At 62.4% G+C, this 19096-nt stretch carries 18 protein-coding genes; 13 read left to right on the forward strand and 5 right to left on the reverse strand.

The features are described from left to right. Positions 1–34 precede the first annotated feature (34 nt). Positions 35–925, forward strand: a complete 891-nt coding sequence (locus tag ABMD26_RS02465) for a dihydrodipicolinate synthase family protein (RefSeq protein WP_354307483.1) — start codon at positions 35–37, stop codon at positions 923–925. A gap of 32 nt (positions 926–957) precedes the next feature. On the opposite strand, the gene ABMD26_RS02470 is transcribed toward ABMD26_RS02465, so the two are convergent. Continuing rightward, entirely contained in the window at positions 958–1659 is a 702-nt protein-coding gene (locus ABMD26_RS02470) for a response regulator transcription factor (RefSeq protein WP_049859251.1), read from the reverse strand. Positions 1660–1707: 48 nt separating this feature from the next. Beyond that, positions 1708–3375, reverse strand: a complete 1668-nt coding sequence (locus tag ABMD26_RS02475; protein WP_354307486.1) for a phosphoethanolamine transferase — start codon at positions 3373–3375, stop codon at positions 1708–1710. Between the two features lie 349 nt (positions 3376–3724). Between ABMD26_RS02475 and ABMD26_RS02480 the strand changes: the two genes are divergently transcribed. The 6 genes from ABMD26_RS02480 to ABMD26_RS02505 all read left to right on the forward strand — a co-directional run bounded on the left by ABMD26_RS02480 (position 3725) and on the right by ABMD26_RS02505 (position 8374). Continuing rightward, positions 3725–4471 (forward strand): phosphatase PAP2 family protein, encoded by a 747-nt coding sequence (locus ABMD26_RS02480; protein ID WP_354307488.1) that lies wholly within the window; start codon positions 3725–3727, stop codon positions 4469–4471. A 55-nt stretch (positions 4472–4526) separates the two neighbouring features. After that, positions 4527–4859, forward strand: a complete 333-nt coding sequence (locus ABMD26_RS02485) for a hypothetical protein (RefSeq protein ID WP_134721633.1) — start codon at positions 4527–4529, stop codon at positions 4857–4859. 379 nt (positions 4860–5238) lie between these two features. Beyond that, positions 5239–5697 (forward strand): thiol-disulfide oxidoreductase DCC family protein, encoded by a 459-nt coding sequence (locus ABMD26_RS02490; protein WP_354307490.1) that lies wholly within the window; start codon positions 5239–5241, stop codon positions 5695–5697. A 46-nt stretch (positions 5698–5743) separates the two neighbouring features. After that, positions 5744–6355, forward strand: coding sequence for an LbetaH domain-containing protein (locus ABMD26_RS02495; RefSeq protein WP_354307492.1), 612 nt, complete (start codon positions 5744–5746; stop codon positions 6353–6355). Positions 6356–6475: 120 nt separating this feature from the next. Beyond that, positions 6476–7660: a DUF2252 domain-containing protein gene (locus tag ABMD26_RS02500; RefSeq protein ID WP_354307494.1), complete on the forward strand. Its 1185-nt coding sequence runs from the start codon at positions 6476–6478 to the stop codon at positions 7658–7660. Between the two features lie 66 nt (positions 7661–7726). Then, a complete protein-coding gene (locus ABMD26_RS02505) occupies positions 7727–8374 on the forward strand; it encodes an FMN-dependent NADH-azoreductase (RefSeq protein ID WP_191999789.1) in 648 nt (215 codons plus the stop codon). Between the two features lie 56 nt (positions 8375–8430). Here ABMD26_RS02505 and ABMD26_RS02510 read toward each other — a convergent pair whose 3' ends face one another. After that, positions 8431–10455, reverse strand: a complete 2025-nt coding sequence (locus tag ABMD26_RS02510) for a methyl-accepting chemotaxis protein (RefSeq protein WP_354307497.1) — start codon at positions 10453–10455, stop codon at positions 8431–8433. 334 nt (positions 10456–10789) lie between these two features. Between ABMD26_RS02510 and rbsK the strand changes: the two genes are divergently transcribed. From rbsK to ABMD26_RS02525, 3 genes are read left to right on the forward strand one after another with little or no spacing between them, the layout of a single operon-like run. Next, the gene (gene rbsK, locus ABMD26_RS02515; RefSeq protein ID WP_320522386.1) at positions 10790–11716 is read left to right on the forward strand and encodes a ribokinase; all 927 of its coding nucleotides are present in this window, start codon (positions 10790–10792) and stop codon (positions 11714–11716) included. A 31-nt stretch (positions 11717–11747) separates the two neighbouring features. After that, positions 11748–13079, forward strand: coding sequence for an L-fucose:H+ symporter permease (fucP, locus tag ABMD26_RS02520; RefSeq protein ID WP_354307499.1), 1332 nt, complete (start codon positions 11748–11750; stop codon positions 13077–13079). Then, on the forward strand, positions 13076–14143 hold the full coding sequence (locus ABMD26_RS02525) for an aldose 1-epimerase family protein (protein WP_354307501.1): 1068 nt from the start codon (positions 13076–13078) through the stop codon (positions 14141–14143). Before fucP ends, ABMD26_RS02525 begins: the two co-directional genes overlap by 4 nt. A gap of 5 nt (positions 14144–14148) precedes the next feature. On the opposite strand, the gene deoR is transcribed toward ABMD26_RS02525, so the two are convergent. After that, positions 14149–14919: a DNA-binding transcriptional repressor DeoR gene (gene deoR / locus ABMD26_RS02530; protein WP_354307503.1), complete on the reverse strand. Its 771-nt coding sequence runs from the start codon at positions 14917–14919 to the stop codon at positions 14149–14151. 119 nt (positions 14920–15038) lie between these two features. Between deoR and deoC the strand changes: the two genes are divergently transcribed. Both deoC and ABMD26_RS02540 read left to right on the forward strand, forming a co-directional pair. Then, a complete protein-coding gene (gene deoC / locus ABMD26_RS02535) occupies positions 15039–15719 on the forward strand; it encodes a deoxyribose-phosphate aldolase (RefSeq protein ID WP_056842988.1) in 681 nt (226 codons plus the stop codon). A gap of 111 nt (positions 15720–15830) precedes the next feature. Further along, complete coding sequence (locus ABMD26_RS02540; protein WP_354307505.1) at positions 15831–16802, forward strand: LLM class oxidoreductase; 972 nt, start codon at positions 15831–15833, stop codon at positions 16800–16802. Between the two features lie 55 nt (positions 16803–16857). Here the strand turns inward: ABMD26_RS02540 and ABMD26_RS02545 are convergent, their stop codons facing one another. Further along, positions 16858–17589 carry a GntR family transcriptional regulator gene (locus tag ABMD26_RS02545; protein WP_354307507.1) on the reverse strand — a complete coding sequence of 244 codons (732 nt, stop codon included), beginning with the start codon at positions 17587–17589 and terminating at the stop codon, positions 16858–16860. Positions 17590–17704: 115 nt separating this feature from the next. On the opposite strand from ABMD26_RS02545, the gene ABMD26_RS02550 reads away from it, so the two are divergent. Beyond that, a complete protein-coding gene (locus ABMD26_RS02550; RefSeq protein ID WP_354307509.1) occupies positions 17705–19060 on the forward strand; it encodes a class-II fumarase/aspartase family protein in 1356 nt (451 codons plus the stop codon). The last annotated feature ends 36 nt before the right edge of the window (positions 19061–19096 follow it).

Genomic DNA, 19096 nt, shown 5'->3' on the forward strand with positions numbered 1-19096 from the left:
CCAGCCGCCATTTTCAATACCGAGGAGCTCTTGCATGTTCACAGGTCTCAGCGCGTTCCCATTGACCCCGCTGCGCGATGGCAAGGTAGACGAAAACGCCTTCGTCGGCCTGATCGAAAACCTGGTCTCGGCCGAGGTCGATTCCATCGGCGCCTTGGGATCGACAGGCAGCTACGCCTATCTCAACCGCGAGGAGCGGCGCCTCGCCGCCCAGCTGGCCGTTGGCGCGGCAGGTGACGTGCCTGTGATCGTCGGCATCGGCGCGGTCGCCACGCGGGACGTGCTGCTGCTGGCCGAAGATGCCCAGGCTGCCGGCGCGTCGGCGCTGCTACTGCCGCCGGTGAGCTATCAGGCGCTTCGTGCGGATGAAGTGTTCGAACTCTATGAAACGGTCGCCCACCGGGTATCGCTGCCGTTGGTGGTCTACGACAACCCCGGTACCACGCATTTCCAATTCACCGACGAGCTTCACGGGCGCATCGCCGCCCTGCCCAACATCGCGTCGATCAAGATCCCGGCTGTCCCGGCCGACCCGACAAAGGCGTCAGCCAGGGTCGCGAGCCTGCGGGCGGTCATCCCCGGTCACGTCAGCATCGGCGTGAGTGGCGATGCGGCCGCAGTGAACGGCCTGAATGCAGGCTGTGAGTTGTGGTACTCCGTGATGGGCGGCCTGTTTCCGCGAACCGCACGGGCACTGGTCGAGGCAAGCCGATCCGGGCAACCCGAGCGAGGCCTTCAGGAGTCTGCCCGGCTCGAACCGTTGTGGGCCCTGTTTCGCGAGTACGGCAGTCTGAGGGTCATTGCCACGGCCGCCGAAATCCTCGGCCATGCCGCAACGAACTGCCTGCCGCTGCCGCTCAAGGGGCTCGACGGGCCATCGACCCAGCGAGTCGCACAGGTCGTGCAGACACTGCAGCTGGCCTGAGGCGCTTTATCGCCCCGTGACCATGCCCAGGCTCAGGGCCGGGCGGTTACCAAGCCCACGTCCGACGGTGCCTGCAGCCTGTAACCCATGCTATGCACGGTATGCAGCAACGGCACCTCGAACGATTTGTCGATGGTTCGGCGCAGCATGTAGATGCCGGTTCGCAGGCTGTCCGAATCGGGCGTTTCCTCACCCCACAGCGCCAGTTCCAACTCGCGGCGCTTCACGATGGCGGGGCTCTTGCGCATCAACAGCTCCAGCAGCACGAGGGTGGTGGGGTTGAGCTTGAGCAACCTGCCCGCCCGCTTTACCTCCAGTGAATCCAGATCGAAGCTCAGGTCATGGACCTCCAGCACGTTTTTCCTCATCCCGGCCGAGCGCCGGCTCACCGTCTCGACGCGGGCAAACAGCTCGGACAAGGCGAACGGCTTGACGATGTAGTCGTCGGCGCCGACGCGAAATCCCGTCAGCCGGTCTTCCAGCTCGTCACGGGCAGTCAGCATCAGAATGGGCGTGTGCCGCCGGGAGACCGAACGCAGCTTGTGACAGACCTGGTTGCCGTCCATGCCGGGCAGCATCACATCGAGAATGATGGCGTCATAATTGCCGGTCATCGCCAGGTGAAGCCCGGTCACGCCATCCAGTGCGCCGGTCACTTCACACCCCTTGAGCACGAAGTATTCCGAGACGTTGGCGAGGATATCGGCATGATCTTCGATGACCAGTATGCGCATGAGACTCTCTTTTTATGTAAGGCACGAGTACGCAACACAACTACCCACTCAACGCTGGACCGGCATTTGTTTCGTGGCCACCAGCGCATTGCCGCTCACCCCTCTGCAGCCGGCAAACATGTCCAGCGCACTGTTGTAGACCCGCGTCTGGACATTCAACAAGCCTAGCATCGAGTGAAAGAGATTGTCCTGACTCAGCGGATCGTTGCGTGTGCGCTGCAAACAATGAGTGTCGACGGTAAGCGCACGTTGGTAACTGTCGGAAAACCATACCAGCAGCGGGACGTGTTTCTGCTGGTCAGGTGCCAACATGTAGGGCGTGCCGTGCAGGAACACGTTGTACTCGCCGAGAGACTCGCCGTGATCGGAGAGATAGATCATGGCGGTGGCCACACGGTCCTGGTTGTTGCGCAGGGTATCGATCAGCCGCGCCAAAACGTGATCGGTGTACAGCACGGTATTGTCGTAGGCATTGACGATACTTTCCCGGCTGCAGGCGTCCAGCGCGTTGCTCTTGCACACCGGAGTGAAGTGCTCGAAGGCTTGCGGATAGCGCTTGTAATACTCGGGGCCGTGACTGCCCATCTGGTGCAGGACCAACACGGTATCGTTGGAAAGGTGATCGATGAAGGCCTGCAAACCCTGCAGCAGGATTTCGTCCCTGCACTCGCTGTCTGCGCACAGAGCCGGGTCCTTGCCGTGGCTGACATCCAGCTGGGTGACCCGGTCGCAGGTGCCCTTGCAGCCGGACTGGTTATCCCACCACACCACGTCCAGGCCGGCACGCTTGAGCACGTCCAGCAACCCTTCCTGATTTTTCGCGACGGCTGGTTTGTACTGCTTGCGGCCCATGTTGGAAAACATGCAGGGCACCGACACGGCGGTTTCGGTGCCGCAGGAGTGCACGTCGGTGAACGACACCAGGCCCTGCTCAGCGGCCAGTTGCGGTGTGGTATCGCGCCCATAACCCAGGATACCGAAGTTATCGGCCCGGGCACTTTCGCCCACCACCAACACGGTCAGCGATTTGGTGGGGTGGTTGGCCACGTTCACCGCACGCACCGCATCCTCACCCAAGGGCAAGAAAGGATGCTCGACGGTCGACACCTGCTCGCGGGCATAACCGATCGAGGCGCCGATGTAGTTGCTGGGCACCACCATCAGGCGCAACTCGTGGTGATTGCGCAACAGTGACGACAGCCCCTGATAGTCCAGCAATGCAACGCCGGTAACGATGCCGGCACAGCCGGTGCCGATGAGCACTTTGTTGAGCAGCTCGCGATGGGGTTTGCGGTAAGCAATAGGTGTCTTCCACAACAGCACACACGGCAGCACGCCCAGCCCAAGGAGGTAGACCCACAGCAGGGGCGACAGCAGGCCTTCCACTTCGGTGACGTTGGTTTCGATCAGGTTGCGGAACATGCCTGCGTCAACCACGATTCCGTAGTGCCCCATGAAGTAGGTCACACAGGCGCTGACCAGAAACAGCACCATCAACAGCGGTTTCAACAGTTTGGGAAAGGCCAGCATCGTCAACACGAAGTTGAAGACGCACAACAGCAACACCCCAAACGCCCAGGCCAGTTGCGTACCTGCGCCCTCGCCGCCCGTTATGGACGCCAGGTGTTGCCAAAGTGGTGTGTTGAAAGCAATCAAGAGAAACAGGCTTGCAGCCAGTGTGACTAATTCCGGACGAACAGGTTTTATCTTGAACATGCGAGTCTACTGTCAGGCAGATAGGCGGGCCGTGCGCAATGCGCCGGGTATCGACAGCGCGGACTGTAATCTCGAATAACTCAAACTTTCGTGAAAGATTTGCGAGGAAAAGCTTGCTGGAAAAAAACCCGAAGTGTGCTTCACCGGCGCATTGATCATCAGTCGCAGTCACCTGCTGAACGCTGCGCACCTAACGCATTTTTCACATCTTCTTCACCCATCACTGAAGGCCGGAAATCTATCGTCGCCAGCACAGCACGCTGCAGGCAGCACCTCTGGCTGAGCAACGCTTGCGAGACTTCGTGCCTACCGCCCTCATTGATTGTCTACCCACCGATCGGAGCCGTTCATGGCTATCGAAATACCTTCCCGTGCGTCCCGGCCTTTTGACTTTCGTTTCGCCCTGGGTGTGCCACTCGCCCTCATGGCAGTGATGCTGTGGCTGTATCCGCCGGCACTGGACTTTGCGCTTGCACAACTGTTCTACGTACCCGGCAGCGGCTTCATCGGACGGCAAAGTTACTGGCTGGAAAACATCCTGCACGACCGCGCCAAACAGGCCGTGATCGCCTTCGCCGTACTGGCGCTGGCCGGATTCATCGTCAGCCTGTGCAGCCCGAAGTGGCGGCAATGGCGCCGGCCTTTGGGCTACGTGGTGCTGTCGATGGCCCTGACGACTGCGGTGGTAATGCCACTCAAGGTGCTCACCGCCGTGCATTGTCCGTGGAGCTTGAAGGAGTTCGGCGGTCAGGAAACCTACACGCCCCTGCTCAGCCCACGCGCCGAGACCGAAAAACCCGGTTTGTGCTGGCCGGGCGGACACGCGTCGAGCGGCTTCTCGCTGCTCGCGCTGTTCTTCTTCTGGCGCGACCGCCGCCCACGCACCGCGCGAATCGCCCTCGCCGTGGCGCTGGGATTGGGGGCGATCTTTTCCCTGGGCCGCATGGCGCAGGGCGCCCATTTCCTCTCCCACAACATCTGGACCCTGCTGATCGATTGGATGATCTGCGTGCTGTGTTACCGCTGGATTCTCTATCGCCCTGCGGCGTCCCGGATCACCCGCAGCCAGGCCACGATGGTCCCCGGAGATCGCTGAAATGAGCGCCAGACGCCAGCCGTTCAAACAGACGAGCCTGCTGTTGGCTCTGGCAATGGCTGCCGCCCTTCTGAGCGCGTGCCAGACGACACGCGAGCGACTGTTGGCCGAAGGCTACCCCGCGCCGTTCGCCAACGGCTTCGAGGACGGCTGCAGTAGTGGCCGCAACGCGGCGCAGGCGCTGGGTGAGTTTCGCAAGAACGTCCCCACCTACCTCGCGGATCGCCAGTACGCCACCGGCTGGGACGACGGCTTTCGCCAATGTCAGGCCAGCGTCGCCAGCGATTTCCAGCGCCGCATCGGCACCGACAGCAAGGCCGACCGCGACTGGCGGCATGCCCGGGATCAAGACATGGGCAGGGCCTTGGGTCGTACGTCGCATGACTAGGCAGATCGGTTAGATTGCCGTCACTTCGCGACCATCGTTCGGATGCTCCGCATCGACTATTAGCGTCGCGCGGGCCAGACGAATACGCGGCGGCGCCGTCGTAGTGATAGCGCAGATGAGCAAGCGGCATACCGATTGCCGCACGCGGCGATTGCCACGGTTTGCGTGACCTCCGTATCCACCCGCCAACAGTCCTTCCATTCTGCGAGATCCCCAATTCTGCAACAAGCCGAAAGATATGCTGTGTCGTTGAGCTCGCCGCAAGGCAGCAACTGCGTTAAAAATGGCGTGAAAGGCTGAACGTGGTGTCTATGTAGCGTGAAGAACATTGCCCTGTTTTCAGGCGCCGCTTGCCAATACCCACACGGAACGCTCATCGATGCACGAGAACACCCACTGGCCGCTGACACTCTACTTCGACGGTGACTGCCCCCTGTGCGCTCACGAGATCAAGGTCCTGAGCGCTCGCGCCTCACCCGATCGCCTGCGTTTCGTCGACATCAGCGATCCGGCGTTCGATGCCCCATCCCTGGGGTTTACCCGTGCGCATATGGAGTCGCTGCTGCATGCCCGCTTCGCCGACGGAACATGGGTCACCGGCCTGGACGCCACACTCTGGAGCTGGCGAGCCGCAGGCCTGGGCATCTGGGCGGCACCGTTGTCGTGGCGCTGGGCCCGGCCGCTGTTGAACGTGGGCTATCGCCTGTTCTGCCGCTGGCGCCCGCACCTGGCATGGCTGCCCCACCCCGACGGCAGCGCGCGCTGCCGTGGCGACAGCTGTGCGCTTCCCGATACAGATCGTGCGGCGCGCAGGCAGCCGCCTTCTGAGCCTCGGTGAGCGCCGGGGCAGAACACGCGATTTCCATTACTCATGCAGGTTGTCCATGAACACGTTCGAAATCCACACCTTCATCGCTCGCTGGCACTCGCTGGGCCTGCCACGATCGACCCCATGGCAACTGGCTCAGGATTGCGAAAACCAGGTTCTGACATTGCTCGATCGTCTCGGCGAGGGTTATCGGCGTCACGGAAACTGCGCCATTCACGAAAGCGCGGTGGTGGAAGAAGGCGCAGTACTCAAAGGCGCCATCATCATCGGTGAAGGAGCCTTCGTCGCTGCGGGTGCGTACCTGCGTGGCGGCGTCTACCTGGGCAGACAGTGCATCGTGGGCCCCAGCTGCGAGCTCAAGAGCACCTTCATGCTGGACGGCAGCAAGCTGGCCCATTTCAATTTCGTCGGCGACTCGGTGATCGGCGAAAAAGTGAACATCGAGGCCGGCGCGATCATCGCCAATTACCGCAATGAGCTGGACGGAGCGAACATCCGTATTCGCCATGGCGATGACATCATCGACACGGGCGTGAACAAGTTCGGTGCCTTGGTGGGCGACGGCTGCAAGATCGGCGCGAATGCGGTGATCGCACCCGGTGCGCTGCTACAGCCCGACACCCGAATTCCACGTCTGGGCTTGGTCGATCAATTCGCTCATGGTTGATCAGGGCGATGGATGGGGTGCAGGCGAGGGACACAGCCATTGCTCTGAAAAAACGTAGAAACATTTTGAAACACGCGGCGCATCTCCCTACTCCAACGTCTTTCCCTCAAAGACTAATCCATGAAGACGCCCCGTCCTGCCGCACGTTTGGAACCGCTCGAGCAACTGCGTAACTTGAAGATGGCGCGATCCGCCCATGCCTATGTGCGGGGCAGCACGGTGCAGTTTTATGACTGGCTGCAGTCGCAGTCGGGCCGACGCTTGCCCAGTGGTCCGCCGGTGTGGATCTGCGGCGACTGCCATGCCGGCAATCTCGGCCCGACCGGCGATTCGAAAGGCCGCATCGATATCCATATCCGCGACCTGGACCAGACTGTCATCGGCAACCCGGTGCACGATCTGGTGCGGCTGGGTTTGTCGCTAGCGACCGCCGCACGCGGCTCGGACCTGCCGGGCGTCGCCACGGCGCGCATGCTGGAAGAAATGATGGTGGGTTATGAACAGGCCTTCGAGAACAACCACGACGAAGAACCGCAACGCCCCGCTCAGGTGAAGGCCGGCATGCGCAGCGCCGTGCAGCGGACCTGGAAGCACCTGGCTCAGGAACGCATCGAGGACATGCGCCCGACGATTCCATTGGGCAAGCATTTCTGGGCCTTGTCCAAGGCCGAGCGCAGCGCCATCAAGACGCTGTGCGCCACCGATGAGATTCATGCCTTGGTCACGTCGTTGAAAGGGCGATCGGGCAGCGACAGTGTCGAACTGCTGGACTCGGCGTACTGGGTCAAGGGTTGCAGCTCCTTGGGGCTCAAGCGCTACGCCGTGCTGCTGGGCGTGGGCGAAGATGACGATCAGGAGTTGTGCCTGCTCGACATCAAGGAAGCCGTGGCGGCCGCAGCGCCGCGCACGGTTCGCGCAGGCATGCCGCGGGACAACGGCAAGCGCGTGGTCGAAGGCGCCCGGCACCTGTCACCGGGCCTGGGTAATCGCATGCTAGCCACGCGCATGCTTGACCATGGCTTCTTCATTCGCGAACTGCTGCCTCAGGACATGAAGCTTGAGCTCGATCAGTTGAGCGAAACCGAAGCCATGCGTGCGGCGAGTTACCTGGCCAGCGTGGTCGGCACGGCCCATGCCCGGCAGATGGACCTTTCGACCAGAGCCGCCTGGATCCGCGAGCTGCAAACCAACCGCTCCAACACCCTGGATGCGCCTTCCTGGCTTTGGTCCAGCGTGGTGCATCTGGTAGGCAGCCACGAGCAAGGCTATCTGGAACACTGTCGCCGCTACGCGCTGCAGAATTGAACATCGGCGCTTGCGTCGAGGACTAAATTGAAACCTTGCGCAGCCCCTCACTCAGGAACCCCGTGTATGCATATTCTTCACATTGCCAGCTCTCCCCGCGGGGAGCGCTCTGCCTCCCTGAAACTGGCCGATCGCTATCTCGAAACGGCTGCTTCGGTTGAGCCCGACACGACCGTCGACGTACTGGATGTCTGGACCACCGACCTGCTGCCATTCGACGGCCCCGCGTTGAAAGCCAAATACGCGGACCTGGAGGGTGTGGAAATGACCGCCGAGCAGGCGGCTGTCTGGAAGCAGATACATGCCTTGGGCGAGCGTTTTCACCGCGCGGATGTGATCGTGTTCAGCGTGCCGATGTGGAACTTCGGTGTGCCCTACCGCCTCAAGCACCTGATCGACTCGGTGTCGCAGCGTGGCGTGCTGTTCGACTTCGATGACAAGGGCATGGTCGGCCTGCTCAAGGGCAAGAAAGTGGTGGTGCTGGCCACCCGCGGGGTGGCGCTTGGCGAGGATTACCCGACCGAAGACTTCGACCATCAGGTGGCCTTTCTGCGGACCTGGGCCCGCATGGTAGGGATTCCGGCCATCGATACCGTCGAATCGGAAGGCACCCTCGGCGATGCCGCAACCGCCGAGGCCAACTTCAACGCCGCCCTGGATGCAGCCGCGAAGCTGGCCACGACACTGACGTCTTCAAGCGGCCCATCGCACTAGACTTCGGTATGCCGATCCGCCGGTTGGCGCGGATCGGCACCGCTCACCTCCCCTCCTTACACCTTGAACCGCGAGACCACCGTGCGCAGCTCGGTCGCCAGCAAGGTGAGTTCTTCCGCCGTCACGGCGTTGTCCTCGATACCTTCCATGAGCGCCAGGCTGCCATTGCGGATCTGGGTCACGTTGCGGTTGATGTCCTCCGACACCGCGTGTTGCTGCACCGCCGCGCTGGCTATCTGAGTGTTCATGCCGACGATCTGTTCGACGCCATCGCTGATGGCATCCAGGCTGGTCGAGGCGGCATCGGCCGACTGCAAACATTCCTGGGCACGCTGCTTGCCGGCCTTCATCTGCTCGACGGCCGCAGAGGTGGCCGATTGCAGTTCCTGAATGATTCGGCGGATTTCTTCGGTGGAGTTCTGCGTACGTGAAGCCAGGGTCCGCACCTCGTCGGCGACCACCGCAAAGCCACGCCCCTGCTCCCCGGCACGGGCGGCTTCGATGGCAGCGTTCAAGGCCAGCAGGTTGGTCTGGTCGGCGATGTTGCGGATCACCTCGATCACCCCGCCGATCTGCTGGCTGTGCTGGGCCAGTGCCGAGACCTTCTGCGCGCTGCGCTCCACCTCATCGGCCAGGGCCTCGATGGTGACTTTGGTTTCATGCATCTTCGCCAACCCGGCCTGGGACGACTGACTGGCGTGTTCGGCAGCGTGGGCCGCCCCTTCGGTGTTCTGCGCCACGTCGGCCACGCTGGTGGTCATCTCGTTGATGGCCGTGGCGACCTGTTCGGTCTCGCTTTGCTGAGTGTTCATCGATTGCTTGGCCCGATCGATGGACACGCCCATGCGCGCGGCGGCATCGGAAACCGACTGCGAGCTGCGCTCGACCTGGGTCAGCGAGCTGCCGAAGGCCTGCACCATGTGGTTCAGGCTGTTGCCCACGTCGGCCATTTCGTCCCTGCCACGCACCTGGACGCGTGCGCTCAAGTCACCTTGGCCGATGAGCCGGGTGGCCTGCAACACATCCTCGATGCTGCGGCGCATGGCGCTGTAGATGCCGCAGAACACGTACACCAGCAGCAGGCCGACAACGGCGAACATGCCAAGGATGAACAGCCGCTCCGAGGTCTTTTCCTGAGCCCGGTGCGCCAGGCGGTTGAGGAGTTCTTCCTGCAGCGTGTCCTGCGCCTTGTACAGCTCGGCCACGACCGCGTTGCCTTTGGCGGGCACGTTCTGCACGTTGACCAGCGTGTCACTGGTGGAGGACGTGACCGCTTCCAGGTCCGCACGGAAGCCGGTCAGGCTCATGAACGCACTGTCGATAGGTGCCTGAATGCGATCGGCCAGGGCGGGCTCTCGCCGACGCAGCAGCTCCAGGCTTTGCTGAAGCTCCTTGTGGATCAGCAATTCGGTCTTGAGCATCGACTTGATCACGCCCCGCGTCGCCGGGCTCAACGGCTGCCCCTCACGCAGCCCGCTGGCCAACCCGCGCAGTTGCCCGACGATGTTGATCTGGCGGGGCAGACGCAGCGTGCTCAGGTCGATCATGAACAGCGATGCGTAATCCTCATCCAGCACCATGCCCGACGTGGCGGAGACGTAGTAGACGAAATTCAGGGTCTCGATCAGTTGGTCGTTCCATTGATCGAACATGCCCCCAGGATCGACGCCGGGCTTGGCCAGCGACATCAAGCGCGTGGCCGAGGCATGCAGGCGTTCCACGCGATCGCCGGTCTGCAGAGCGTCGTTGAACTGGCGGTCAGTGGTGGCCAGTTTCGAGAAGGCGTCTTCGATCTTTGCCTGATTGGCCAGCACATCGGCCTGTGCGGTCTGATCGCCGCTGAGCAGGCGGTTGGTCAACGCGCGCTGCATCATGGACAGGCGCAGGATCGGCGTCACATCCAGCAGGTAGCGCTGCCCGGTCTGCTCCGAGCGTATGACCGCCAGGCTGTCATTGAGCTGAACGATGAAGCGGGTACCGAGCAGGAGCAGCGGGACCAGAACGATGATGGCGAGCACCGCGAATTTGGTCTTGAAGCGTAATCGGTTGGCGAGCGTTACGGCAGGAGCAAGGATGTTCATAGGGTTCTCACAGCCCGGAATGGACGGTTAGTGGTTAATCGTGAGTGAGAACGGTCCATTTCTCGGACGCCGGGGCTCTGTCCGGCCCCTTGGCCGAGCACAGGTGTTCTGTGCTCAAACGTCCGTATCGGTTGGGTTTCGAATAACTTTACGAGGATTTGTACAGATATCTTTATTTGTACAGGTTTTGAACTTCATGACATGAGTAATGTCGCGGAGACATCACTGCGGGGATCGAAAAAATAAAGATTGAATACTCACAGAAAATGTTATTTAAATAACATAAATAACAGCCGACGGTGGGTCCGTCGGCGCTGGCGAGGTCACAACAACAATGAGCAAGATCGCAGTCATCGGCAGCAACATGGTCGACCTGATCACCTACATCGAGCGCATGCCCGCCCAAGGCGAAACCCTCGAAGCACCGCGTTTCGCCATGGGTTGCGGCGGCAAGGGGGCCAACCAGGCCGCGGCGGCGGCCTTGCTGGGTGCCGACGTCCTGATGCTGAGCAAGGTCGGCGACGACGGCTTCGCCGATACCACCCTGGCCAATTTCCAACGGCTGGGCATCGACTCGCGCTTCGTCGAGCGGGTACCGGGCGTGTCCAGCGGCGTGGCGCCGATCTTCGTTCAGGAGAACTCCCACAACAGCATCCTGATCGTCAAAGGCGCCAATGCCCATCTGCATCCGGCCGACATCGATCGCGCCGAGGCGCAATTGCGTGATTGCGCCCTGATCGTGCTGCAACTGGAAATCGAACTGGCGAGCGTGTACCACGCCATCGAGTTCGCTCGACGCCACGCCATTCCGGTGCTGCTCAACCCCGCCCCTGCCCTGGCCGGCCTGAGCAACGACCACCTGGCGCTGCTGGACTTCCTGATTCCCAACGAGAGCGAACTGGCGCTCATCAGCGGGCTGCCGGTGAACTCTGCCGACGAAGCGGCGCACGCCGCGCGAACCCTGGTGGCCAAGGGTGTACGCCACGTCATCGTCACCTTGGGTGAACAAGGCGCCCTGTACGTCGGCGCCGAAGGCGAGTGGCAGGTCCCGGGCGTCAAGGTCGAGGCGCGCGACACCAGTGGCGCGGGCGACGCCTTCATCGGCTGCTTCGCGAAGCACTGGAGCCAGGACGCCGATATCCGTCAGGCGATGCAACAAGCGGTGGCCTACTCCGCCTGCTCGGTCACCGGCCTGGGCACGCAGTCTTCCTACCCGGATGCAGAAACGTTTGCACGCTTTCTGGATGCATCGGCTCGCTGACACCTCACCAGCACTCTCGCGGAGAACAATAATGAACAAACCTGCGCTGCAACAAACCCCGGACGGGTTCTACCTGAACCGTACGCCATGGTTCGCCTTCATCCTGCTGTGTCTGATCTTCGCCCTGTGGGCCGCCGCGGCTGGCATGAACGACGTGCTGATCGCCCACTTCAAGAAGGCCTTCCTGCTCAGCGACTTCCAGTCGGCCTTCGTCCAGTCGGCGTTCTACCTGGGCTATTTCTTCGTCGCCATACCGGCAGCCCTGGTGGTGCGCCGTTTCAGCTACAAGACCACGATCCTGGTCGGCCTGATGCTGTACCTGTTCGGCTGCGCGCTGTTCTTCCCTGCCGCGTCCACCGCCAAGTACGGCATGTTTCTGATCGCCCTGTTCGTCATCGCCGCCGGCCTGTCGTTTCTCGAGACCGCCTGCAACACCTATTCAACCCTGATGGGTCCGCGGGAAACCGGCACGCGACGCCTGAACATCTCCCAGACCTTTCACCCGTTCGGAGCCATGACCGGGGTGTACGTGGGCAGCTTCGTGATGTTCAAGGACACCGACGCCAGCCACGAGCAGCTGGCGCAGATGAGTGCCAGCGAAGCGGCCGTGCAGCAGTTGCAGATGATCCAGTCGACCTTGCTGCCGTACAAATGGATGATCGCGGTGCTCATTCTGATGTTCATCCTGATCGCCATCACCCGCTTTCCCGCCTGCAAGGGCAACCGCACCAGCAGCGAACCCCGGGCCAGCCTGGGTGAAAGCCTGGGACGCCTGCGCCGCAACCCGCGCTTCTGTTTCGGCGTGCTGGCGCAGTTCCTCTACGTCGGCGCTCAGGTGGGCGTCTGGAGCTTCACCATTCGCCTGGCCATGCAGATGGGCGGCATGAACGAACGCAGCGCCTCATGGTTCCTGCTGATCACCTTTGCCGCCTACTTCGTCGGCAAGATGATTGCCAACGTGCTGATGCGCAAGATGCACCCCGCCAAGGTGCTGGCTCTGTACGGCGTGCTGTGCATCCTGCTGCTGGCCTACACCATCTTCGTACCCAACATCACCGCGGTGTACGCAGCCGTGGGTGTCAGCGTCTTTCTCGGTCCTTGCTGGCCGACCATCTACGGCCTGACCATCGACGGGCTCGGCGAAGATACGGGTGTCGGTGGTTCGCTGTTGGTGATGAGCATCGTCGGCGGTGGCGTGATCCCGATCTTCCAGGGCCTGCTCAGCGACGCCAACAACGGCAACATGCAGATCGCCTATACTGTGCCGCTGCTGTGCTTCGTGGCGATCGTGCTGTACGCGGTGCGCTGCATGCGCCAGCCACAACCGGCCCTGAGCGGCTCGGCCGCGGCGGTGGCGCAATGAGTGCCGAATGCCTGCGCCTGCCGCTGTACCCGCAACTGTGGGACAGCACCCGTCGAACCCTGCTCGAGTCGCGTCAGTTCACCGTACACGCCTGGACCTACCCCAGCGGGGTCAAGGCACTGTCGCTGGAGAACAGCCGCGGCAAGCTGGTGATACTGCCCTGGCAGGGTCAGATGATCTGGTCGGCCGAGTTCGATGGCCGCGACCTGACCATGCGCAACATGTTCAGCCAGCCTCGCCCCAGCGACAGCATCATCGGCACCTATGGCTGCTTCATGTTCCACAGCGGCCTGCTGCGCAACGGTTGCCCAGGCCCGGAAGACACCCACGCGCTGCACGGCGAGATGCCCTGCGCGCCGATGGACGAGGCCTGGCTGGAAAGCGGTGAAGACGAGCATGGCGCCTACCTGCGCCTGGGCGGTACCTGCGAGTACGTGCAGGGTTTCGGCGACCACTACCGGGCCAGTCCCAGCGTCACCCTGCGCCCGGCCAGTGGGGTATTCGAGATCGGCATGGAAGTGGTCAACCTGACGGGCAAGGCCATGGACCTGATGTACATGGCGCACATGAACTATGCCTATGTCGAAGGCGCGCGACTGAGCCAGCCGCTGGGCTGCGAGCGCACCCGAGTGCGCAGCAGCGTGCCGGCCCACGTACGGCCGACGCCAGCCTGGAGCGACTACATGGCGCAGCTGAGCCAGGATCCGCAAGCCTTGGAAGTGCTCGACTCCCCTGCCCTGTACGACCCGGAAATCGTCTGCTTCTTCGATGAAGTCCGCAGTGATGCCAAGGGGCAGGCGCATTTCTTTCTGGAACACCCCGACGGCGCGGCCTTCTACACCGGCTACAGCCCGCAGCAGTTCGAGCATGCCGCGCGCTGGATCCTGCACAACGCGGATCAACAGGTCGCCGCGTTCGTCTTGCCCGCCACCTGCGAACCGGAGGGTTACCGCGCCGAACTGGCCAAGGGCAACGTGCGCAGCCTGGCACCCGGTGCGCGCGCCGAGTTCAGCGTGCGCACCGGTTTTCTCAGCGCCACGGAACGGCGAGCGCTGCCGACGTGACCTGCCTACACCACCAGTTGAGCACCGCCGGCCTGGATGGCCTCGCGGTACGCGCGGGGGATTTTCTTGTCGCTGACCACGCACTGGAAGTCGCTCAACGCGCCGAAATGCGCCGTGCGCACGGCGTCGAACTTGGAGTGATCGGCCAGCAGCAGGCACTGCCGCGCCTGACGCATGACCTTCTGCTTGACCTCCACCTCGTGGAAGTTGAAGCAGGTGACGCCGCACTCCAGGCTGACGCCGGCCGCGGAAACGAATGCCCAGGTGAGCCGTACGCTGTCGAGAATGCTGGCTTCGACCTGGCTCTCGAACACCTGGTTCTTGCGGTGGAAAACGCCACCGCACAGGACGATGTTGCAACGGGTTTTCTGCTGCAGCTTGAGCAGCACGTTCAGCGAGTTGCACACCGCGGTGAACTCGAGATCGTCGGGAATGAAGTCGACCACGAAGGGCACCGTCGTACCGCAATCGAAGAACACCGTGTCGCCCGGCTGAATGAAGGCGGCCGCCAGCTTGCCGATCCGGCGCTTTTCCTCGACATGCCGGGTGTCCTGCTCGCTGACCCGGTAATCCCCAGGCTCAGGGTCGTCGTGGGCGCGCGTGATGTAGCCGCCCAGCAACCGCAACTGTTCCGGATGCCGGCTCAGGTCGCGGCGCAGGGTCATTTCGGACACGTCGAGCAAGGCCGCCATTTCGCGCAGATGCACGGCTTTCTGGTCTTGCAGGACCTGTTGGATCTGTTTGACTCGGTTGGTTTTCTTGACGTCCACGGGCATCCAGGCAATCCGTTGGTGAGGTAGATACGGTTGATACCGCGAACAAAGTAACACCAATTGTTAATTTTATAACGTGTGGGCCAAGGCCCCGTGTTTCCACTGATGACAGGAATCGCTTCATGACTTCACTCGACCCCACCGCACTGGCGCAGACCATCGATCACACCTTGCTGGCGGCCGATGCCAGCCGCGAACAGATTGCCACGCTTTGCGCGGAGGCACGTGAACACGGGTTCTACTCCGTGTGCGTGAATTCCAGCCAGGTGCCCGTCGCGGCCCGGCATCTGGCGGGATCCGCCGTCAAGGTCTGCGCCGTGGTGGGCTTCCCGCTGGGTGCCGGCCTGAGCGCCGCCAAGGCGGCGGAAACCGTGCTGACCATCGCCGCCGGCGCACAGGAAATCGACATGGTGCTGAACATCGGCTGGCTCAAGGAAGGGCTGTACACCGATGTCCGGGACGATATCGCTGCGGTGCTGCAGGCCTGCGGCGAGGTACCGCTCAAGGTCATCCTGGAAACCTGCCTGCTCGACGACGCGCAGAAGGTACGTGCCTGCGAGATCTGCCGCGAATTGGGCGTGGCGTTCGTGAAAACCTCCACGGGTTTCAGCCGCAGCGGCGCCACGCTCGAAGACGTCGCCCTGATGCGCCGGGTGGTTGGCCCGGACATCGGCGTCAAGGCGTCGGGCGGCGTGCGTGACGTGGCCACCGCCCAGGCGATGATCCAGGCCGGCGCCACCCGTCTGGGCACCAGCTCGGGAATCGCCATCGTCACCGGCGGCCAGGCGGGCAGCGGCTACTGAGCCCACGTGCGATTGAGGAATGTTTTTCACCAGTGTCGATCCAAAAGGTCGGAAACAGACGTCAGGCTGACCGTTAGACTGATGTCATCTCTTGAATCTTGGACAGACACCATGAATGTACGAAATCAGGACACTCAATCGCACGATCTGGCTGACCATGACGCGTTCAGCCGTACCTTCCAACCGGACCAGTTGAGCATCGGCTTCATTGCCCCGGCCTGCGGCTACCCCGACAGCCCGTTCCCCAGCCTGTCGGACCAGGCCGAGATCGTGCAGAGCCTGGATCGCAGCGACGCCGCGGCCCTGTGGCTGCGCGACGTACCGTTCTACGACCCCTCGTTCGGCGACACCGGCCAGGTACTCGATCCGCTGGTGTACGCCGGCTGGCTCGCCGCCCTCACCCAGCGCATCGCGATCGGCACCGCCGGATTCGTCACGCCCCTGCGTGAACCGGTGATCACCGCCAAGCAGATCACCACCGCCGACCAATTGCTGGGCGGACGCTTTCTCGCCGGCATGGCCTCCGGTGACCGACCCACCGAATACCCGGCCTTCGGCGTCGACTTCGGCACCCGTGTCGAGCGCTATCGCGAAGCCGTGGCGTTGATCAAGACGTTGACCTCGGTGTCATTCCCACGCCTGAAGACCGAGCATTTCGGCCATCTGCGCGGGGACATCGACCTGGTACCCAAGCCGGCAGCCTCGCGCATCCCGCTCATCGCCATAGGTCGGGCCGGGCAGAGCCTGGAGTGGCTGGCCGAACACGTCGACGCCTGGATCTGGCACGGCGACGCCCAACGCATGCCGGAAGTGGTGCCGCACTGGCGCGAAATGACCGCAGCGCGGGGCTTCGTGCCCTTCGGCTACGGTGCGATGTTCGATCTTGACAGCAATGCCGACGCCCCATTGCAGACCGGCCGAGTCCTGCGCGGCGGCCGCCATGCCTTGAAGCAGTTCTTCGCGCAGCAACGCGATGCCGGCATCAACCATGTCGCCCTGAACCTCAAGCCGACTCGACGTCCGGCATTGGAGGTGATTGCGGAGCTTCAGGAACATGTGCTTCCCGAGTTCTCGCTGGCATAAGGTTCATCAGTCCCTCTCGCCTCGGTGTGCTGTAGGCCGCCTGGGATAGCAGGGTCTAGAGCTTGTCCCGGCGCATCTGTGACACCAGAGTGAAGCGGTCCTGGGGGTGGGTGGTTTCCGAAACCACCATCACCGCCCCGTCCTTGTCGCGGTATTGCCGCAGAATGTTCAGGCCGGGTGAACCGACGTCCGCATTGAGGCTTCTGGCAATCTCGACCGAGAGCAGTACCGCACGCACCTGCTGATCCACCACATCGATGTACCGGCCGAAATGCCGTTCGATCAGGGCGGCAATCAGCTCGTCGGGATGCTGGTTGGCCAGTTCGATCACTTCCGAATAGATGTCCTGAGCGTATACATCGGTCCAGCAGAGCGGCGCGCGCGGGTTTTCCTGATCGACGCGCAGGCTGGATACCCGAAAGTAATGCTCCCCTGGCTCAAGGCCCAAGCGCTTGGCCTGCGCGATGTCGGCCACGAAATGCAGGACGTTCTGAATGCTGCGCACTTGGGTTTCGGCCAGATGCACCAGATCCGATACCGAGGCCAGCGACTGCGAGTATCCACCGATGGGTGTGGCCGACTCGACCCGTGTGCCGACTCGCTTGCGGCGTGACACCAGGCCCTGATTCTGCAGCTGGGTAATCGCCGCGCGCACGGTGTGCCGACTCACCGCATAGAGGTCGCACAGCTCCAGCTCGGTGGGCAGCAAGGTGCCCACCGGAAATCGACCGCTGGAAATCCCTTCCCTCAAGTCCTTCGCAACGACCTCATAGCGCGTCTGGCTCATACCTTCCATCAGTCTCAAGCGATCAACGAGTTGACAGTGTACCAGTGCGCGCGCAATTATTATGTACGTACATATAAATATGTACGGTTAATAACAAACATAACAGGATCCTCTCATGTCCAGCACCGTCTTTGATTCCGCTCTCTTTCGTGACATGTTCGGCACAGCGGAAATGCGTGCCGTGTTCTCCGACCAGGCGCTGATCGAACGCTATATCGAAGTGGAAGTGGCACTGGCGCGCGCGCAGGCACGCTGTGGCGTCATTCCCGGCGAGGCCGCCGAACGCATTGCCGAAAGCGCCACCTATGCATCCCTCGACCTGGCGCTCATGCAGCATGAGACCGAAATCGTCGGGTACCCGATTCTCCCGCTGGTCGAGCAACTGTCGAAAACCTGCGGCGATGCAGGTCGCTACGTCCATTGGGGGGCGACCACCCAGGACATCATGGACACCGCCGTCGTACTGCAAGTCCGCGCCGCGCTGCTGCTGATCGAGCGTGATATCAAAGCGGTGCGGGGCTTGCTCGCCGACCTCGCCAGGCGCTACCGCGACACCCCCATGGCCGGTCGCACCCACCTGCAGCACGCCCTGCCGATCACCTTTGGCTACAAATGTGCCGTGTGGTTGAGCATGTTCGATCGCCACGCCGAGCGTCTGGTCGAACTGCGTCCGCGGGTGGAAATCGGCCAATTCGCAGGCGCCGCCGGAACCCTGGCGTCCCTGGGCGACAAGGGTCTTGAGGTGCAGGAAGCGCTCATGGCGGAATTGAACCTCGGCGTTCCGCAAGCCACCTGGCACGTTGCCCGGGACGGCCTGGCCGAAACCCTGAATTTCCTCGGCCTGGTCACCGCGTCCCTGGGCAAGGTCGCACTGGACGTCATGATGATGATGACCAGCGAACTGGGCGAGGCGTACGAACCTTTCGTCAAGGGACGCGGCGCCAGCAGCACCATGCCGCAGAAGCGCAATCCCATTTCCTGCGAACTGATGTATGCGGCCGCCAAAGGCGTGCGTCAGCAGGCCGGGCTGATGCTCGACGCCATGATTCAGGACTTCGAACGCTCCACCGGTCCATGGCAAGCCGAATGGATCGCCATTCCCGAAGCCTTCGCCTTGAGCGCCGCGTCGCTGGCCCAGGCCAGGTTCATGCTGGCGGGTCTGGAAGTACGTCCCGAGCGCATGCGCAAGAACCTCGACATGACCCAAGGGCTGATCGTGGCCGAAGCCGTGATGATGGGCCTTGCGCCAGCGCTGGGTCGTCAGGTTGCGCACGACGTGGTCTATGCCGCCTGCCGCCTGGCCAACGATGAAGGCACCAGCCTTCTCGACGCGTTGCTTGCCCAGGGCGAAGCCACCGCTGAACTCGATATCGAAGAACTCAAGCGACTGACCGATCCGGCCAACTATCTGGGCCTGGCACCGCAGATGGTGGATATCGCCCTGGCCCGCGAGGGCAGCGTCAAACGCTGATTGTTCGAAGGCTCGCCGCGATCGAGCCCTTCTGCC

Source organism: Pseudomonas sp. PvP001 (assembly GCF_040546375.1).
In the GTDB taxonomy this organism is placed as follows: domain Bacteria; phylum Pseudomonadota; class Gammaproteobacteria; order Pseudomonadales; family Pseudomonadaceae; genus Aquipseudomonas; species Aquipseudomonas coleopterorum.

Excerpts from the sequence above, each read along its gene's own strand:
- ABMD26_RS02465 (WP_354307483.1), top strand. The coding sequence starts at position 35 with ATGTTCACAGGTCTCAGCGCGTTCCCATTGACCCCGCTGCGCGATGGC.
- ABMD26_RS02470 (WP_049859251.1), bottom strand. The coding sequence starts at position 1,659 with ATGCGCATACTGGTCATCGAAGATCATGCCGATATCCTCGCCAACGTC.
- ABMD26_RS02475 (WP_354307486.1), bottom strand. The coding sequence starts at position 3,375 with ATGTTCAAGATAAAACCTGTTCGTCCGGAATTAGTCACACTGGCTGCA.
- ABMD26_RS02480 (WP_354307488.1), top strand. The coding sequence starts at position 3,725 with ATGGCTATCGAAATACCTTCCCGTGCGTCCCGGCCTTTTGACTTTCGT.
- ABMD26_RS02485 (WP_134721633.1), top strand. The coding sequence starts at position 4,527 with ATGGCTGCCGCCCTTCTGAGCGCGTGCCAGACGACACGCGAGCGACTG.
- ABMD26_RS02490 (WP_354307490.1), top strand. The coding sequence starts at position 5,239 with ATGCACGAGAACACCCACTGGCCGCTGACACTCTACTTCGACGGTGAC.
- ABMD26_RS02495 (WP_354307492.1), top strand. The coding sequence starts at position 5,744 with ATGAACACGTTCGAAATCCACACCTTCATCGCTCGCTGGCACTCGCTG.
- ABMD26_RS02500 (WP_354307494.1), top strand. The coding sequence starts at position 6,476 with ATGAAGACGCCCCGTCCTGCCGCACGTTTGGAACCGCTCGAGCAACTG.
- ABMD26_RS02505 (WP_191999789.1), top strand. The coding sequence starts at position 7,727 with ATGCATATTCTTCACATTGCCAGCTCTCCCCGCGGGGAGCGCTCTGCC.
- ABMD26_RS02510 (WP_354307497.1), bottom strand. The coding sequence starts at position 10,455 with ATGAACATCCTTGCTCCTGCCGTAACGCTCGCCAACCGATTACGCTTC.
- rbsK (WP_320522386.1), top strand. The coding sequence starts at position 10,790 with ATGAGCAAGATCGCAGTCATCGGCAGCAACATGGTCGACCTGATCACC.
- fucP (WP_354307499.1), top strand. The coding sequence starts at position 11,748 with ATGAACAAACCTGCGCTGCAACAAACCCCGGACGGGTTCTACCTGAAC.
- ABMD26_RS02525 (WP_354307501.1), top strand. The coding sequence starts at position 13,076 with ATGAGTGCCGAATGCCTGCGCCTGCCGCTGTACCCGCAACTGTGGGAC.
- deoR (WP_354307503.1), bottom strand. The coding sequence starts at position 14,919 with ATGCCCGTGGACGTCAAGAAAACCAACCGAGTCAAACAGATCCAACAG.
- deoC (WP_056842988.1), top strand. The coding sequence starts at position 15,039 with ATGACTTCACTCGACCCCACCGCACTGGCGCAGACCATCGATCACACC.
- ABMD26_RS02540 (WP_354307505.1), top strand. The coding sequence starts at position 15,831 with ATGAATGTACGAAATCAGGACACTCAATCGCACGATCTGGCTGACCAT.
- ABMD26_RS02545 (WP_354307507.1), bottom strand. The coding sequence starts at position 17,589 with ATGAGCCAGACGCGCTATGAGGTCGTTGCGAAGGACTTGAGGGAAGGG.
- ABMD26_RS02550 (WP_354307509.1), top strand. The coding sequence starts at position 17,705 with ATGTCCAGCACCGTCTTTGATTCCGCTCTCTTTCGTGACATGTTCGGC.